The organism is Thermophilibacter sp. ZX-H3, assembly GCF_052599055.1.
This window is the reverse complement of sequence record NZ_JBQXES010000005.1, coordinates 91,526-108,507: the sequence shown is the minus strand read 5'-3', so window position 1 is coordinate 108,507 and position 16,982 is coordinate 91,526. Positions and strand designations below refer to the sequence as shown.

Below are 16,982 nucleotides of genomic sequence, written 5' to 3'. Positions count from 1 at the left end.
TTGGGGACAGTCCCCAATTCACATAAAACTTTTGTGTGAATTGGGGACTGTCCCCAATTCACAGGCCGGTACGCAGGCGCGCGCCCGATCTCCGTGGAGCGAGCTGACCTCGACGGGCAGACCGTAGAGCTCGCTCAGGAGCGGCCCGGTGATGACGTCCGCCGGAGCGCCACACGCGCGGACGCGCCCGCCGTCGAGCGCGAGCACCGTGTCCGCGTAGAGGTAGGCCAGGTCGGGCGCGTGCGTGGACGCGATCACCGAGAGCCCCTCGCTCGCGAGCCGTCGCACGACCGCCATCACGCGCGCCGTGTTGCCAAAGTCAAGCGCGCTCGTGGGCTCGTCCATCACGATCGAGCGCGCGTCCTGCGCGATGGCGCGGGCGATAAGAACGAGCTGCCGCTCGCCGCCCGAGACCTGCATGAAGCTTCGGTGCGCGAGGTGCGCCACGCCCACGCGCTCGAGCGCCTCCTCAGCGCGGGCGCGGTCAGCCGCGGCGGGCGCGCGCAGCGGCCCCAGGCGCGACGCCGCGCTCATGAGCACGACGTCGAGCACCTCGTAGTCAAAGACCTGCGCGTGGCTCTGCGGGACAAAGGCCATCTCGCGGGCGCGTTCGGCCACGGAGAGCTCTCCGAGCGGCCGACCGTTCACGAGGATGGTCCCCGCGCGCGGCCGCTCGAGGCCCAGGATGCAGCGGAAGAGCGTGGTCTTGCCCACGCCGTTGGGACCGAGCACGCACGCGAGCTCGCCGTCCGCAACGGAGAGGTCCACGCCCTCGAGCACCGCGTGGTCGCCGTAGGAGAAGCTGAGGCCGGAGATCTCAAAGCTCATGTCAGCCGCGCCCCTTTCGCCCGCCGCGGAACTGGGGCGACAGGTTCATCTCGCCCGCCGCGAGACCGGGGCGCCAGGTTCTTCTCGCCCGCATCAGCCGCGCCCCCTCTTCACGATGAGCCACAGGAAGAACGGCGCGCCCACCACCGACGTGAGGATCCCGATGGGGATCTCCGCCGTGAGCGCGAGGCGCGCGATGTCGTCGACCACCAGGAGAAACGTCGCCCCCGCGAGCATGCTGGCCGGCAGGAGGTGCCGATAGTCGCTGCCCACGAGTCCGCGCGCGAGGTGCGGCACCACGAGCCCCACCCAGCCGATGAGCCCCGAGACCGCCACGCTCGCCGCGGTCACGAGGGCCGAGAAGAGCACGGCCACGGCGCGGACGCGCGGGGCGTTCACGCCCATGGAGAGCGCCTCGTCGTCGGACATCGTGAGGACGTTGAGGCGCCAGCGCATGGACATGAGGCCGGCAAGGCCGATGGCGATGGGCCCGGCCGCCAGCGCGAGGTCGGCCACCTTGGCGCCGTTGAACGATCCGAGCAGCCAAAACGTGATGGCCTGCAGCTGGTTGGACGGGTCGGCCACGAGCTTGGCGTAGGAGACGCCGGCCTCGAAGAGCGACTTCACCATGATGCCGGCGAGCACGGTGACGAGGATCCGGTTGCCGCGCGCCCGGCTGCTCACCAGCAGCACGATGCCCACCGCGGCGAGCGAGACGGCAAAGGCCGAGCCGGAGATCGCGAGCGAGCTGCCGCCCGCGAGGATCGCCCAGCACGCGCCGAACGCCGCGCCCTGCGACGCGCCGAGAAAGTCGGGCGAGACGAGCGGGTTCTGGAAGATGCCCTGGAAGGCGGCGCCGGCGGCAGAGAGGCTCGCGCCCACGAGGATCACGAGCAGGATGCGCGGCAGGCGCACGTTGAAGAAGAGCGTCTCCTGCTGCGCGGAGAAGTCGCCGAGGCCGGGCGCCACGCGGGAGAGCAGCAGCTCGAGCGCGTCGACCGGGCCGATGGGATAGCGGCCGAGCGCCAGCGAGACGAGCACGACGGCCACGAGCAGCGCGCCGAGAAGGGCTATGAGCCGGCCGGGGTGTCTGCGGGCGAGGGCCGTCATGCGCGCTCGCCCTTCCCCGGGCCCTCGCCACGACGCTCGGCACGACGGCGGACGAGCTGTGCCACGATGGCGAGCGCGATCTCGGCGGGCGTGACGGCGCCGATGGCAAGGCCGATCGGCATGGCCACGGCGTCGACGCGCTCGGCCGGCACGCCGGCGGCAGCGAGGTGCTCGCGCGCGAGGGCGGCCTTGCGGGCGCTGCCGATGCAGCCCACGTAGGCGGGCTGGACGTCGCGCGTCAGCACGGCGAGAAGGACCGTCTCGTCGTGGGCGTGCCCGTGCGTGAGCACGACGACGGAGTCGCCCGGACCGATGGCCGCACTCGCGGCAAGCTCGTCGAACGCTCCGCAGGTCACGGTGGCTGCCTCTGGCATACGCTCGCTCGTGGCGAGCTCCGGGCGGTCGTCGTAGACGTGGACCTCAAAGCCCGCCGCCGAGGCCAGACCCACGAGCGCGGCGCCCACGTGCCCGGCCCCAAAGACGTGCAGCCGGCTCGGGGCGTAAACGGGTTCGCGGTAGGTGGCGCGCGCGTCGTCCCAGGTCGGGGCGGAGAGACGCGCGGCCGGGCCAACCTCGGTCGTGGGCGCGGCGGGGTCCGCCCAGCGCTCCGTCACGCAGACGGGCTCGTCGCGCAGCAGCGCGTCGCGCACGGCGAGAAGGACGGGCAGGTCGTCGGCCGTGAGCGCGCGGGTTGCAAGCAGGGCGTCGCCGCCGCAGGCCATGGCATCGCCGGTGTGGTACCACTCGAGGCTCGGCGCGGCGCCGGTCTGCGCCGCGCGGGCGCGCTCGATGGCCAGCTGCTCGATCGCACCGCCGCCGACGGTCCCGATGAGCGCGCCGCTTGCGAGGACAGCCAGACGCGCGCCCTCGTGGCGCGGCATCGAGCCGCTCGTGGCGAGCAGGCTCGCCAGCCCCACGCGCCGCCCGGCCTCGAGCTCCGCCACGAGCGCGGAGACGAAGCCCTCATCGGAGAGCGAGCCGTTAACGGGGCGCGCGTTCTTCTCGGCACGAATGTTCTTCTCGCCTGAGAGCGCGATGATTGCCTCGAGCACGCCGCCGCCCACGGCCAGCGCCTTGTCGGAGGCGCTCTCGATGTACTCCGGGTGGCAGCGCGGATCCACGTCGCCGCACTTCATACCCTTGTGCACGGGAACGCCCGCCTGCAGGAGCCCCCGCACCACGCCGTCGATCGTCGCGCGCATGGGCTCGCCGGCCACCGTCGCACAGACGTCGCCGGCCGCCACCTGAACCCCGATCTCCACGCACGGCTCGAAGATACCGTCCGCAGGCGCGCGCATCACGCGCTCGCCCGCGTATCCGCCAATGAGCCCGGGCACCGCCGTGTTGGGGATCGGCGAGCCCTCGTAGTAGACGCGCCCCAGGTAGTGGCCGCGCATCGTCTCCACCGCGGCGTCGCAGTCCTCGCTCGCGGTGAAGCCGGGGCCAACGCCCACCACGACGGGAGCCAGGTCGCGCGTGGTGCCGAGGTTGCGCTTGGCGAGAATGGCGTCCACCAGCGCGTCAGGCGCGAGCTCGCGCACGCAGGCGGCGTCCGGGTCCACGAGCACGGCGACGTTTCCCGCCGCCGCGGTCGCGCGCGCCGACAGGACGTCCGCGCAGAGCACGCCGCGCACGCCCTCAACGCGCGTCTCGCCCAGTCGGATGGCCTCCGAGAAGCACACGGTGCGCCTGATGGACGTGGGGACCGCGAGGTCACACATCACGACCTGCATGCCCGCGCGGAAGAGCCGCAGCGCGATGCCCGATGCGATGTCCCCCGCCCCGCGAATGACGACCAGCATGTCCGGAAACCCCCTCGTCAACGTTATACTTTCAAAAACATAACGGTCTACGCGACCACTCGTATTCCAACTAGTTAGTCTAACTTACAAAATGTTTGCCCCGACGCGCGGCCCCCGAACGGTACCTTCCCGCCGGTAATGGGTCAAAAGTGACAGGCACTTTTGACCCATTCGGCAACGCTTGCCCGCCGTCTGCGGGCCGCCGTCTGCCCCTCGCCCCCGGGTACGTACACCGCCCTCCCGGGTACGTACCCAATTTCAAGGTTGATTTGGTACCATGCGATATTGTTTCCGCAGATAGCGGGGCTGAGCTCCCCTACATCAACTTCGCAACAGCGTACGTATCCAGGGCGGCGGTGTACGTATCCGGAAGAGGGGTCCGCCGCAGCCGACGCGCCGCGGGCGAGAAGGACCTCAGCCCGCGGCGATTGAGCGCACGGCGTCCACAGCGGTGTCGACCTCGTCCTCCGTGTTGAACCAGCCGCAGCTCAGACGGATGATGCCCCTGCGCTCGGTCCCCAGCGCGCGGTGCATGAGCGGCGCGCAGTGGGCGCCGGCGCGGCACGCGATCCCCCAGCCCGCCGAGAGCGCGTCGGCCACCTCCGCCGAGTCCAGGCCGTCCACGTTGAGCGCCACGATGCCACCGCAGCGCTCGGGCGCCACGGGCCAGCCGCCGTACACCGTCACGCCCGGCACGTCGCGCACGCCCTCGTAGAGCCGCCGCGCCAGCGCGTGCTCGCGCGCGCCCACCGCCGCTGGCCCGCCGTTCTTCTCGATAAACTCCACGCCGGCGAGAAGGCCGGCCAGACCGTGCGCGTTCAGCGTCCCCGCCTCCAGCCGCGTGGGCCACTCCAGCGGGTGCCGGCGCTCGAAGGAGTGAACGCCGGAGCCGCCCTCGGTCCACGGCCGCACGTCGACGCCCTCGGCCACCGCCACACCGCCCGTGCCCTGCGGGCCCATGAGGCCCTTGTGCCCGGTGAAGCACACCACGTCGATGCCCATGGCCTCCATGTCCAGCGGCACCGCACCCGCCGTCTGCGACGCGTCCACCAGGCAGAGCGCACCCGCGGCGTGCGCGATCTGGGCAACGCGCGCCACGTCCACGAGATTGCCCGTCACGTTGGAGCCGTGCGTCACCGCCACGAGGCGCGTTCCCGGGCAGACCAGCCGCTCGAGCTCGTCCATGTCGAGAAACCCGTGCGCGTCGCAGCCGGCGTAGGCAACCTCCACGCCCCGCTCGTCCGCCAGGCGCGCGAGCGGCCGCAGCACGGAGTTGTGCTCCAGCACCGTCGTGACCACGCGCTCTCCCGGCCCCACCAGGCCAGACAGCGCGGCGTTCAGCGCCGCCGTCGAGTTGGCCGAAAAGCACACGTGGTCGGCGCGCGGGCAGCCCAGGAGCGCCGCCACCGCCTCACGGCAGCGCAGCACCACGCGGCCGGCGTCGAGCGCGCCCTCAGACGCGCCGCGCCCCGCGTTGCCGAGCGAGCCCATCGCCGCCACGACGGCGTCCACGACTTCCCGCGGCTTGCGCATCGTCGTCGCCGCGTTGTCCAGATAGATCATCGGCCCCACGTCCTTCTCGCCAGCGTGCAAAAGTGACAGGCACTTTTGCACGCTTTCACATCAGCGGAACTCGAGCAGCTCGATCACGGTCATGGCGTCAACGGGGACGCCGTCAGCGGCAAGCGCGGCCGCGAGCTCCTCGCGCGCCTCGGGCGCCGTCTTCCACGCCAGGCCGCAGCCGGCCGCGACCTCGCCGGGCACCGGGATCATCCGCCCGCCCAGGCCGCGCCGCTCGCAGCACTCCTCGCATGACATCGCCGCCGCCGTGGTGGGAAACGTCACCACCAGGGACGGCACCCGCACGCGCGCCATCGCCCGCCGCCGCGCCCGCGCTACGGCCGCACCACGAGGCTCGCGCCGGTCAGGCGCTGCGCGATCACGTACATGTTGGTGACCTCGCCCACGGCCAGCGTGTCCGCGATTCCGTAGTTGTCGAGGCAGGTCCCGCAGGTGAGCACCTCCACGCCGGAGGCCGCAAGGCCGCGCAGGTCCTCGAGCGCCGGCGAGCCCTCGCAGCTGAGGTGCGCGCCGCCGTTGTAGAGCAGCACGGTCGCCGGCAGCTCATCGAGCTGCGTGAGCGAGTAGACGAAGCTCCCCATGAGCTTCCTGCCGAGCACGTCGTCACCGGTGCCCATGCACTCGGAGGTGATGGCCACCACCACGTTCTTCGGCGCAGCTGGCGAGAAGGACGACGCACCCGGCACCTCGCACGTCGCCGACTCGGCCTCCGCATCGCTCACGCCGAGCGCAACCGTCGTGGTCACAGTCACGCGCCACTCCTTCTCGCCCAGGCGCTCGCTCGCCACCGCGCAGCCCTTGCCCTCGCCCATGCGCGTGAGGTTCTGCACCGCGATCTCGTTGTCCACGAGCGTCTCGACCGCGCCCGGGCCGGCCAGCGCGCCCAGCGCCTTCAGGGTCCGCACCACGGGGATGGGGCACGCCTCGCCCCGCGCGTCGATCGTGAGCACCGTGTCTGCCATGTTCTCTCCCATCCGGCCCGTCCGGGCCTCGCTCGGCGGGCGAGAAGGACCTCGGCCCGCGCCTCGTACAGCCTACTCCAGCTCCAGAGCCATGAGCGCCGCGCCGAGGGCACCCGCGTAGCGCGCCTCCGGGCAGGTGGTCACGGGCGCGCCGAGCTTCTCGCCCAGTCGCTCCACCACGTACTCGTTGTCGCAGAGCCCGCCCGTGAGGTAGTACGGCGCCGTGCCGCCCGCCGACCCCACGAGCGCCGCCACGCGGCCCACCACGCTCTCGATCACGCCGCGCGCGATGTTCTCGCGCGGCTCCCCGCGACCGACGAGGCTGATGACTTCGCTCTCCGCGAAGACGGTGCACATGCTGGAGATCTGCGTCGGCTCGCCGGCGCGTGCGAGCGCGGCCAGCTCGTCGTGGCTCACGCCCAGCCGGTCCGCCATGACCTCCAGGAAGCGCCCGGTGCCCGCCGCGCACTTGTCGTTCATCACAAACTTGAACACGCGACCACCGCGCAGGCGAATCACTTTGGTGTCCTGGCCGCCCACGTCGATTACGGTGCCGTCGGGCCCAAGGAGACGCGCGGCACCGCGCCCGTGGCAGGTGATCTCGGTCACGACCTTGTCCGCGTACGGCACCGCCACGCGCCCGTAGCCCGTCGCCACCACGCGCGAGTCGAGCGTGCAAAAGTGCCTGTCCCCTTTGCACGCCACGCGGGCGCGCTCGGCGGCGTCCACGCTGGAGAAGCCCGTGGGCATGAGCTCCGTGCGCACGAGCTCGCCGGCGGCGTCCACCATGGCGACCTTCGTGGCCGTAGAGCCGATGTCAACGCCTATGCCCAAGCGCCCGGACCGCACGTCCCTCTCCTCCCGTGCAAAAGTGCCTGTCCCTTTTCCACGCATCGCCCCTACAGCGTCTCGATGAACGCGGCGATGCGCGTCTCGAGCTGGCCCATGTCGCCGGCGGAGTAGTCGGTCTCCACCTTCATGTACGGGATGCCCGCGCCCTCAACGGCGCGCTCCACGCGCGCGGACTCCACGTTGAAGGTGTGGCACGCCGTGAGCACGCACTCGATCACGCCGTCAACCTGGTACTTCTCCGCCATCTCGAGCGTCGCGGCAAAGCGGTCGTCGTTGGGGGTCATGACGGAGCAGTTGATCTTGAGGTAGCGCTCGGCAATCGCGCGCAGGATGTCCGGCGCGTCCTCGTCCACCATGAAGCGGTTGGTGCGCTCGCCGGAGCAGTCGTCCTCGCAAACCACCACGCCGCCGTTACGCTCGATCGTGGCGCCCACCTTGTTGATGACGCCGCCCACGGGGCAGCCGGTGATGAGGATGCGCTTGGCGGCCGCGCTGATGGGGCTGCCGCCCGCCTCAGCCTCCGCGCGGCGCCGCTCGCACAGGCGCTCGAGGCTCTCCACGTACGCGCGCACGTCAAAGTTGAACGTGCCTGCGAACATCGTGCTCATGAGCTCCACGCCGCTCATCGCGGGCGGCACGCTCCGCTGCAGGTCGTAGAGGGCCAGGATCGCACGGCGCAGACGGTTGCGCAGGCGCGCGGCCTCGCGCAGGGCGTCGTCGGTGATCTGGATGCCGTAGAGCCGCTCGAGCGCCTCCTTGAGGCCAACGACCTCCTGGTACCAGCCCTCGCGCTCGTGCTCGCGCGAGCGCCCCTGCGGCAGGTGCAGCACGTAGGTGGGCTTGAGCTCGTTCAGCAGCTCGTACATCTTCTTCTTGCCGTCGCAGGTGGTCTCGCCCACGATGAGGTCGCTGAAGTGCGTGAACGGGCACTTCTGCGAGTACGCAAAGCCGTAGGTCGACTTGATGAGTGGGCAGAGGTTGGCCGGCAGGACCTCCTCTGCCGCGGGGATGACCTCGTCGGAGGTGCCGCACAGCCCCACACCCGAGGCGCCCGCGGCGTCGATGACCTCGAGCGGCGTGTAGCTGCAGAGGTAGCCCACCAGGCGGCCGCCCGCCTGCTTGAAGTCCTTCACCTTGAGAAAGCTCTGGCGGCGCTGCTCGTTGAACTCCTCGAAGGTACGCGGGAGCTCGAGGACGGCGGGCGTGGGCATGTCTCCTCCTGACGTCGTCGAAAAATGAGTTTGGCATCCAAACAAAGAGTAATACAGCGTTATAGTTTGGAAACTACAATGCGGCAGACGGTAGGATTGTGTCGAGGAGCTGCGCGCCGACGCCCCTTCGAGAAGGGTCGACGAGCATGCCCCATCGCACAGATTGCGCCCTCGCGCCGCCCAGAACTGTGCGCCACGGCATGCTCGGAGCGGGCGCGCGACCGGCAACGCTGACGACGAACCGTCCCGACACCTGAGGAGGCAGGCATGTCACTTGCCGAGGTACTCGACATCACGCCCGGCGTGACGTCCGTCATCGGCAGCGGCGGCAAGACGTCGCTGCTCACGGCCCTAGCACGCGAGCTTCCGGGCACGGTCGTACTTACGACGACCACGCACATCCTGCCGTTTGAGGGCATGCGACTGCTTGTCTCCCCCACCGCCGCCGACGTACGCGCGGCGCTCGCGGAGTCCAGCGTCATCTGCGCAGGGTCGCGTGACGAGAAGAACGGCAAGCTCGTGGCTCCCAGCCTCGGCATCGATGCCCTCGCCGACGTCGCGGACTACGTGATCGTGGAGGCGGACGGCGCGCGACGGCTCCCACTGAAGGCCCACGCCGCATGGGAGCCCGTCATCCCCGCTCGCTCCGACCGCACGGTCCTCGTTCTCGGGGCGTCCGGCCTCGACCGCCCCGTGCGCGAGAAGGTCCACCGCCCCGAGATCTTCTGTCAGCTCACCGGCTGCGCGCCGGACGACCCCGCCACGCCGGAGCTCGTCGCCCGCGCCGCCAATGCGGAGGCCCTCGCAGACGTCGCCCTCGTCAACCAGGCGGAGACCGCCCGCGAGCGCGCCCGCGAGCTCGCGGCACTTCTCGCCGTCCCTGCCGTCGTCGGGAGCCTGCACAACGGCACCCCACCAGAGCTCCGCACGGCATAGCCGCGCGCGCCTGGCGAGAAGAACCTCAAACCCCCGCCAAACTTCAGCGTGGCAGCCCGCCGTTCTTCTCGCCGGCCCAGCACGGAGGCTTGCGGCCTACGGCATCCTCGCGCGCCACGCAAAAGCCCCTCCCGGCCGCGAGCCGAGAGGGGCAGACAGGACGTTTTGAGACAGCGCCTACTTGTCGGCGATGTCGCCCTTCCTCCTGATGAGCAGGGCACCGGCCACGCAGACCACGACGCCACCCACGAGCAGCGGGACGATGGGCAGCTCGGCCTCGCCGGTCTCGGGGTTCTCCTCCTCCGTCGGGGGCGGCGTGGGCTTCTTCTCGAGCTCCAGCTTGGGACTGGCGTCGATGTCGTAGACGTAGGAGCCGTCCTCGGTCAGCGGCATGCCGATGAGGAACGGGTCGATGGCGTAGTAGCCCGTCGCGGGGTCGTGCTGCACCATGACGTAGAGGCCGAGCGCGACGTCGGTGAACGTGGCCACGCCGTCATCGCCCACCGGCACGGTGACGCCGCTCAGGCCGTGGGACACGGCCCAGTCGGCCAGCGCCTGCGCGGCCTCAGGGGACTCGAGGTCGTCAAGGGAGACGCCGCTCGCCGCGCACTCAGAGGTGAGCGTGAAAATGTAGTTGCCGTCGTCGGAGACAACGTCGCCCACGCGGTAGAGCGTCACGGAGCCGCCCGGGACCCGCGTGCCGTCGTACGCCATGGTGACGGAGATCGTCCCCCTGCGCGACGCGTCCGGCACCTCGTGGGCGTATGCGGGAACGCTCGTGAGGCAAAGCGCCAGCACCATCACCACGAGCATCGGCAGTCTCTTGAGCCACTTCATGCGTTGTTCCTCCTAGCCTCTCCTGCGAGACGCCACTCGCAGGGCAATTCCAGCTGCGACCAGCGCCACGCCGGCACCTGCCATGAGCAGGGCGGGGCTGGTCGTGTCGTGAGTTACCGTATCCTCGGTCACGCGGTTGGCGACCCGGTGCCCGCGCACCAGGAGCCTATGCGTGTTGATGCCGTAGGGCGTGCACGTGACGAGCGTGCAGTAGTCCTGCTCCGGGTCGATGGCAAGCGCCTCCATGTCGTACGGGTCGACGGTGAGAATCTGGTCGACCTCGTACGTCAGGGTGCGGTCGAGCACGTTGAGGACGAAGGTGTCCCCCACCTCGAGCTTGTCGATGTCCGTGAACAGCTTGGAGCTCGGCAGGCCGCGGTGACCCGAGAGCGCGCAGTGCGTGCCCTTGCCTCCCGTGGGAAGCGAGCTGCCCTCGATGTGACCCGCGCCGGCCTGCAGGACGGACTCCTCCGTGCCGTGATAGATCGGCATGGAGACGCCAAGGCTCGGGATGTCGATGGAGCCCATGATGCCGGTGTCGGACACCCTGAGCTGGCTCTCGTAGTCGGCGCGCTCGGAGTTGTTCATCTCAAAGCGGTCCGGGTCCTGCGCAAGCTCCTGGTTGTAGCGCTCGGCGCGCTCCCAGAACGCGACGTACTGCTCCGCGTCCAACTCCGACACCTCCTCCGAGTAATCGACGATCGCCTTCGACATGTTCATTGAGTTCCAAAGGTTGCTTACCGTTGGGTACAGCAGCAGGGAGAAACCGGCGACGAGAAGGACGATAAGGACGACGTTTGACGCTCTTCTCTTGGTGGTGCTCTTTCTCACGCTGGCCTCTCCTTGCCACTGTAGCCGTGGGGCTATCGTGGTTCCCGCGTCTGCCGGGGAGGCGCTGCGCCTCCCCGGCTGGCGGGTTCTGCCCGACGTGCGGGCGTCAGATCCTACTTAGCGGTTGTTCTCCATGCGCTTGCGGTACACGAGCGTCGCAGCGGCGGCAACGACGATGGCGCCACCGGCCACGTAGAAGATCGTGGTGCCCATGCCACCGGTGGTGGGCAGGAGGGAGCCGGCCTTGTTCTCAACGTGGACGCCGCCAGACTGATAGACGCCGTTGGAGACGGACGCCTCGAGGTTGGCCTCCTTGACAGGAATCTCAACGCGCTCGGCGAGCTTGTTGTATCCGTCGGGAGCCTTGGTCTCCTCAAGGTAGTAGGTGGTGTTGGCGTCAAAGCCCTTGATCTCGAGCTCGCCGTTGACGGTGGTGATGTACTCGACGCCGGTCTCGCCGTCCTTGGCGAGGCGGTAAACGCCCTTGGAGACCTCGATGAGAGCGATCTCGTTGCCACCGGTCATGGCGTCATAGAGCTTGAACTGGGCGCCGTCAAGGACCTTCTTGTCGCTATCGGTCTTCACGACATCGACCTTGAAGGTGTAGGTCTTGGTCTCATCCCAGGTGGACTCGTAATTGCTATCCTCACCGAACTTGAGCTGGGTCTTGTTGGAGTTGCCGTCACCAGCGATGACCGCGTTCTCGTTCACCACGGCGTTGTAGGTCACCACGATGTCGGAATTTGTGGTGATGGTGTCAAGATAGGACTGGTGGAAGACAACCTCAAAGGTGCAGCCATCGTTAAGACCAGTAGTGATGACGTGATAGTCGCCGGAGTTCTCGTCCTGGCCCTTGTTGAGGCCGACAGCCTGAATGGAGTCGGGGTCGAGCGTGAGGCCGGCGGACATGACGTCGTGAAGGACGTAGCTCTCGGCGCCGGGCTTAGCACCGATGGTGGTCTGGAACTCAACGGTCTGACCGATCTCAGCGGTGTTCTCCTCGCCCCAGTTACCGGTGGAGTCCTCCTTGACCTCCTTCTCCACAGGAGGCTCAACGTTCTTCTCGAACATCTCGACATCCGGGGTCGTGGTGTTGAGCGAGCAGAGCGTACCGAGGGTGGTGTCAACGAGATAGTAGCCAAGCTCCAGGTTGGAGAACGTAACCGTGCTGGAAGTGGCGGTCTGCGTAGCGGTAGGAGCAATCTTGTTGGCCTCGGCGTGCGCAAGAGCAGCCTTCGCAAAAGCAGCAACCGTAGCGTCGTCATCTGCGGCAACCCAGGTTACATAGCCCTGAGCGTCAACGGAAACATAGGTGGTCTGGCGCTTGAGCCAAGTCTCCCACTGGGAGTTGGCAGCCTTGTAGGTATAAGCGTTGGCGGTCTCGTTGTAGCTCTCGAGCTCGAGCACCTGATAGGCCTTGTAGGTGTGGCCGACCTCGGCGTTGTTGATGGTGATGGAACCGTTGCCGTTCGGACCATCAACGTTGTTCCACGCGAACGCGGGGGTCACGGTCATGGCGAAGACCATGAGCGCGGCAACGACCGCTCCAAAGAATTTCTTCAAATGCCTCATGGGTTTACTTCCTCTCATTCCTTCCCATTTGGTACTTGCTTACAGAAACCGATTCAATCGCTCAGCGAGAAGAACGCTTCCGCTGATGGAACCCATACGTAACGACGGTCGCAATGACGGCGGCTCCGCCAAGGGTGAAGATGAGCGCTCCCGGTCCGCCGGTGTCAGGCAGCTTGGGTCGTGCCGTGTTAGTGAAGATGACGATGCTGTTCTTGCCGACCGGCGTCGTGCCCGTCACCTCAGCCGACTGGTTAGGAGCGCCGCCATCGATAGTGTTGCTTACGGTAAACCCGTCCACATTCGTCTCTTTGATGGTGTAGTGCGTACCATGCTGCAGGTAATCAATGATTACGTACTCGTCGGCCTTGAGCTTGAACTTACCCTTGCCCTCGGTTAGAAGCGAGCTCTCAATGCGCTCTCCCTTGGGGGTATAACGGACGATCGAGTAATCGGAGCGCTGCGCCGAGCCGTCATCGGACCAGATGTTGATGTCGAAGCTGAACACGGTATCGGAATCAGCGTTGCCCACAACCTGCTTCTGCACCTTGAGCTGGCCGTTCTGGTATTGCGGCGTGCCAGAGGAAACCGACGGCAGCGTGAACTGCATATAGCAGGTAGACCCTGAGAGACCACGCTCGGTGTAGTAGAACTTGAGCGTGTGCTTGCCCGCATCGCCCTTAGCGATATAGTCCCAAAGGTTCACATACGCACCGACTGAGCTGTGGACGCCACCGATATCGCAGACGAGGCGGCCATCAAGGAAGACCCACATATCGTCATCGCCGAAGAAGTAGTACTCCAGCGGGCCGACGTAGTCCTCAGTCAGCTCGAACTCGACCGTGTACTGCATGCCGAACATGTTGTTGTGAGCCTGGCCATCATCGCTGACCGGGTAAAGCTTTTTGCCATCGAAGCCAGAATAGCCTCCACGATCGTTGTAGTAGCCGGTAAGACCATCCGTACTAGAGCGACCGTCCATCGGCCAGAAGTTGTTGGTCCAGATGTGGGTGTAAGGATCCTTACCAGGAGTCTGCGGGTTGTTGAAATACTCTAAACCGTCGAGATTCGCGCCTTTGACAGAACTCAGCGTATAGGTGTCGCCGGCGCGATTGAAATCGAGCGACATGTCCGTATGCGTAACCTTACCCGTTGCAGGCCCGTCATCGAACAGCTTGGGGGCGTCGACACCGTTAGCGTAAACGATATGGCCTTCACTATCGAGACCCGTTACCAGTCCGAACGTGCAACCTTGAAGCCCACCGCCGGAGTGGTTGTACTGGTTGAGCGTGTTGCCATTCCAAGACTGATCGTGGAGGCCCATGCCCGTGTTGGCGTTGCCGAAGGCAAGCTTGGCGCCAGAACCAGAGTAGTTACTCCCGCTGTTGATACCGTGCGACCCATTCGTACCGTCCCACGTGGTCTCACCATCATCGGTAATGTTGTAGTCGTAGAACGTCGCAGCGTTGTTGTAGTTGTCTGTTGTCTGGTTGGCAACAAGGCGGATAACGGTGCCCTCCTCGATGAGGATGGTGTTCGGCTCATCGGCCTTGTTCGGGTTGTTGGTGAAGTGCAGCTCGGTCGCACCGACGATGCCCTTGTGAACCTCCCAGTCCGCCTCGTTCGTGCTCGAGGCGTCCTTCCCTTCCTTGAGCACCCACACCTCGTTGGCGGTGTAGTTACCGTTCTCGCGGAAGATGTTCACATACGGAAGGCTCGGTGCCTCGAAGTAGTCGTACTCGTTTGCGGTGTAGAGCTCAGTGAGCTCCATGTGCGTACGAATCTCGCGCTTGCCGTTGCCAGCATCAACGAGATACAGGCCGGTGGTGGGAGTATTGCCTCCGTTAGTAGGGAGCTTTCCGCCCTGGTTGTTGCCACCGTTGTCGGTGTTCAGAATCTCAAGATACCCACCGGAATCACGGTCGGTAACCTCAAGGTTCGCATAGTACTGCACCGTGAAGGTCGGGTTCGGCGCGTCACGCGCCACGAGCTGCAGTGCGGGCGCGGCGGCGTTGAGCGCGAGCGTCATCGTCGGGCGCTCGGTCGCGTCCTTCTCGACCAGCACGGTGTCGAGCTCCTCGGCCTCGCTGCCCTCAGCGCTCTGGAGCGCGGTCAGGGCAACGCCGACCTCGGCCTCGTCGGACGTGTCCTCATCGGTCGCGATGGCGTTGGCCGCCTCCTGGAGCTTGTCGCTCGGCGTGATCTCGGCGGTCACCTCGCAGTCGGAGACGTCGAGGGCCTGGCCGTTGTAGACGAACTCGAACTCGAGAGCGGAGACGCTGATCACGCTCTCGGGGTCGCTGTCCTCGACGTAGGCCTCGGCGGCCTGGTACGCGGGAGCGCTCGCGTCGAGGGCGGTCGTGTTCATGGTGAGGCCGTCGGACTCGGGAGCGGGCTCGGAGCCGTCGGCGACCGTGGCCTCGCCGGAGACCTTCACGGCAACGGTGTAGTCCTCCGCCTCATAGGTGAGGGTGTTGTCGAGAGCGACGGTGCCCTCGTTCTTCTCGCCCTCGGACTCCTCGGAGGCGTTGACGGTCTCGACCGGCTGCTCGGGGAGCAGGCCGTAGCCGAGGATGCCCTCGTCGTCCACGGGGTAGGTGTTGGAGACGACGGCGCCGTCCTCGTGGGCCTCGATGACGACGATCTGCGCAGGCGCGTCATCGGTGGCCGGGGTGACCTCGGACACGATGCCCATGGTCCCCGCGAGCGCCTGGCCGTCCGCGTCCTTCTCGTCACCGGCGAAGAAGACGATGTCGCCGGCGGCGGGCTCGTGGTCGACCGGGGCGGCGTAGAGCTCGTCCTCGCTCTGCTGGAGGGCGTCGAGCCACGCCTGGGCGTCGTCGGCCTCGGGCATGCCCTCGACCCCGGCCGCGCTCAGGCAGTCGGAGACGAACTGGACGTTCCAGCCCTCGCTCGGGTCCACGACGGCGTCGAGCTGGCCCTCGGCCGCCTCGACGACGGCATCGGCCCAGGACGCGGAGGTCGCGGACTCGCCCACGGCGGCGGGCTCCTCTGCGAGCGAGCTCGTGGGGGACGTCAGCGTATACGCAAAGCCCAGCACCGTCGCCAGGCAGAACGCCAGGAGCAGACCCCCTCCCATTGTCATTTTCTTGCGCAAGGCTCTCACAATGACACTCCCTTACTATCCGACCTGCCGTCGGGCAACGCGCCCTCGAGTATGCGTGCGTGAGTCTCTTATCATTTGATAATTAGACCCCCACCCACTTTTTATTGACCCCAACATCTTATAGCTCCATAAGCCTCAACTAACCCTAAATCTGCAATTTGTTTTGAATTAGGTTGGAAACTTGCAGCTATATGACGTGATACCACTCGTGTGCCATCGGGTATCTTTCCCGTTCATCGGCATGCGGTCGGATTCAACTGGTATGTGAGGGGGGCCATAATCCCTTGTGGGTCCGGGAAGGGTTTCACACTATGTCCACATGACTTATGACGTAACGTTTTTGCATGTTGTTAGGTGCGTCAATGAGCGTGGAGATAGGAGATGTGGCAGGACGCCTCGTGGCCAGCCTTGAGACGCCGTGGTGCATCTATATATTCATGCATCCTATTTCTTGTACTTATCGAGCGTCGCTTGGTGCCGCTCGGATGAGGTTACGGCCGGGATTGGCGTTCAATTAACGTGCAGACAAGAAAAAGGACGTCCCGCCTCCTCTTGATGCAACGTTACATTGCAAAATGCAAGAACGTTATTGCAGAAAAAGGAGGCGGGACGCCCTCGTTCGTGAGGCTCGGCTCTCGGGAGCTACAGGTAGGCCACGGCCTTGATCTCGACCTTGGCGGCCTTGGGCAGCGCGGCCACCTCGAAGGCGGCGCGGCTGGGGTACGGCGCGGTGAAGAACTCGCCGTAGACCTCGTTCATGGCGCCGAAGTCGGCGATGTCGTCCAGGAGGACGGTGACCTCGGCGACGTCGGCCATGGAGGCGCCGGCGGCCTCGAGGATGTTCTTGATGTTGGTCAGGCTCTGGCGCGTCTGGGCCTGGATGTCGTCGCCCGCGAACTCGCCGGTCGCGGGGTCGATCGGCAGCTGGCCGGACACGTGGATGGCCTTGGTGGCCGGGGCGGCCACGGCGGCGGAGTAGGGGCCGAGCGCCGCGGGCGCCTTGTCGGTGACGATTGCCTCGATTGCCATGTTCTTCTCCTTCTTCCGTGAGACAAGGGGGACAGGTTCCTTTGTCTCATTTCTTATTTAATGAGACAAAGGAACCTGTCCCCCTTGTCTCACTATCGACTATCTTGCCACGTAGCGGCCGGGGGTGGCGCCGGTGGGCTCGCCGTTGCGGGCCACGAGCTCGCCGCCCACGTAGACGAGGTGCGCACGACCGTGCGCCTCGAGGCCCTCCCACGGCGTGTAGTCCACGGCCTGGTGCTGGGTCGGGGGGGGGGGGGGGGGGGGGGGGGGGGGGGGCCACACACAAAAAGAAGGGGAGGGGGAAACG

General features: G+C 66.8%; 15 protein-coding genes. 1 reads left to right on the top strand and 14 read right to left on the bottom strand.

The genetic code is table 11. The features are described 5' to 3' along the window. Positions 1-18: 18 nt before the first annotated feature. From ACULPM_RS03505 to ACULPM_RS03470, 8 genes are all read right to left on the bottom strand, one after another. Entirely contained in the window at positions 19-828 is an 810-nt protein-coding gene (locus tag ACULPM_RS03505) for an ABC transporter ATP-binding protein (protein WP_445331065.1), read from the bottom strand. A 93-nt stretch (positions 829-921) separates the two neighbouring features. Next, the gene (locus tag ACULPM_RS03500; protein WP_445331066.1) at positions 922-1,938 is read right to left on the bottom strand and encodes a FecCD family ABC transporter permease; all 1,017 of its coding nucleotides are present in this window, start codon (positions 1,936-1,938) and stop codon (positions 922-924) included. Next, on the bottom strand, positions 1,935-3,740 hold the full coding sequence (gene yqeB, locus ACULPM_RS03495) for a selenium-dependent molybdenum cofactor biosynthesis protein YqeB (RefSeq protein ID WP_445331067.1): 1,806 nt from the start codon (positions 3,738-3,740) through the stop codon (positions 1,935-1,937). Before yqeB ends, ACULPM_RS03500 begins: the two co-directional genes overlap by 4 nt. Positions 3,741-4,154: 414 nt before the next feature. After that, positions 4,155-5,303, bottom strand: coding sequence for an aminotransferase class V-fold PLP-dependent enzyme (locus tag ACULPM_RS03490; RefSeq protein ID WP_445331068.1), 1,149 nt, complete (start codon positions 5,301-5,303; stop codon positions 4,155-4,157). 60 nt (positions 5,304-5,363) lie between these two features. Further along, a complete protein-coding gene (locus ACULPM_RS03485; protein WP_167930650.1) occupies positions 5,364-5,615 on the bottom strand; it encodes a DUF3343 domain-containing protein in 252 nt (83 codons plus the stop codon). 20 nt (positions 5,616-5,635) lie between these two features. Then, complete coding sequence (gene yedF, locus ACULPM_RS03480) at positions 5,636-6,283, bottom strand: sulfurtransferase-like selenium metabolism protein YedF (RefSeq protein ID WP_445331069.1); 648 nt, start codon at positions 6,281-6,283, stop codon at positions 5,636-5,638. Positions 6,284-6,355: 72 nt separating this feature from the next. Continuing rightward, the gene (locus tag ACULPM_RS03475; protein WP_445331070.1) at positions 6,356-7,132 is read right to left on the bottom strand and encodes an acyl-CoA dehydratase activase; all 777 of its coding nucleotides are present in this window, start codon (positions 7,130-7,132) and stop codon (positions 6,356-6,358) included. Between the two features lie 50 nt (positions 7,133-7,182). Then, positions 7,183-8,346 carry a double-cubane-cluster-containing anaerobic reductase gene (locus ACULPM_RS03470; protein WP_445331071.1) on the bottom strand — a complete coding sequence of 388 codons (1,164 nt, stop codon included), beginning with the start codon at positions 8,344-8,346 and terminating at the stop codon, positions 7,183-7,185. Between the two features lie 267 nt (positions 8,347-8,613). Here ACULPM_RS03470 and yqeC point away from each other — a divergent pair, with 267 nt between their 5' ends. Continuing rightward, positions 8,614-9,282: a selenium cofactor biosynthesis protein YqeC gene (gene yqeC / locus ACULPM_RS03465; protein ID WP_445331072.1), complete on the top strand. Its 669-nt coding sequence runs from the start codon at positions 8,614-8,616 to the stop codon at positions 9,280-9,282. A gap of 177 nt (positions 9,283-9,459) precedes the next feature. On the opposite strand, the gene ACULPM_RS03460 is transcribed toward yqeC, so the two are convergent. The 6 genes from ACULPM_RS03460 to ACULPM_RS03435 form a co-directional block, all read right to left on the bottom strand. Further along, positions 9,460-10,119: a hypothetical protein gene (locus ACULPM_RS03460; protein WP_445331073.1), complete on the bottom strand. Its 660-nt coding sequence runs from the start codon at positions 10,117-10,119 to the stop codon at positions 9,460-9,462. Between the two features lie 12 nt (positions 10,120-10,131). Further along, a complete protein-coding gene (locus ACULPM_RS03455) occupies positions 10,132-10,950 on the bottom strand; it encodes a class C sortase (RefSeq protein ID WP_445331074.1) in 819 nt (272 codons plus the stop codon). A 117-nt stretch (positions 10,951-11,067) separates the two neighbouring features. Next, entirely contained in the window at positions 11,068-12,522 is a 1,455-nt protein-coding gene (locus ACULPM_RS03450; RefSeq protein ID WP_445331075.1) for a SpaH/EbpB family LPXTG-anchored major pilin, read from the bottom strand. 61 nt (positions 12,523-12,583) lie between these two features. Then, on the bottom strand, positions 12,584-15,619 hold the full coding sequence (locus ACULPM_RS03445) for a DUF7601 domain-containing protein (protein ID WP_445331076.1): 3,036 nt from the start codon (positions 15,617-15,619) through the stop codon (positions 12,584-12,586). 669 nt (positions 15,620-16,288) lie between these two features. Next, positions 16,289-16,675 (bottom strand): Rid family detoxifying hydrolase, encoded by a 387-nt coding sequence (locus ACULPM_RS03440; RefSeq protein ID WP_445331077.1) that lies wholly within the window; start codon positions 16,673-16,675, stop codon positions 16,289-16,291. 99 nt (positions 16,676-16,774) lie between these two features. Next, on the bottom strand, positions 16,775-16,903 hold the full coding sequence (locus tag ACULPM_RS03435; RefSeq protein WP_445332316.1) for a hypothetical protein: 129 nt from the start codon (positions 16,901-16,903) through the stop codon (positions 16,775-16,777). Positions 16,904-16,982: the final 79 nt, after the last annotated feature.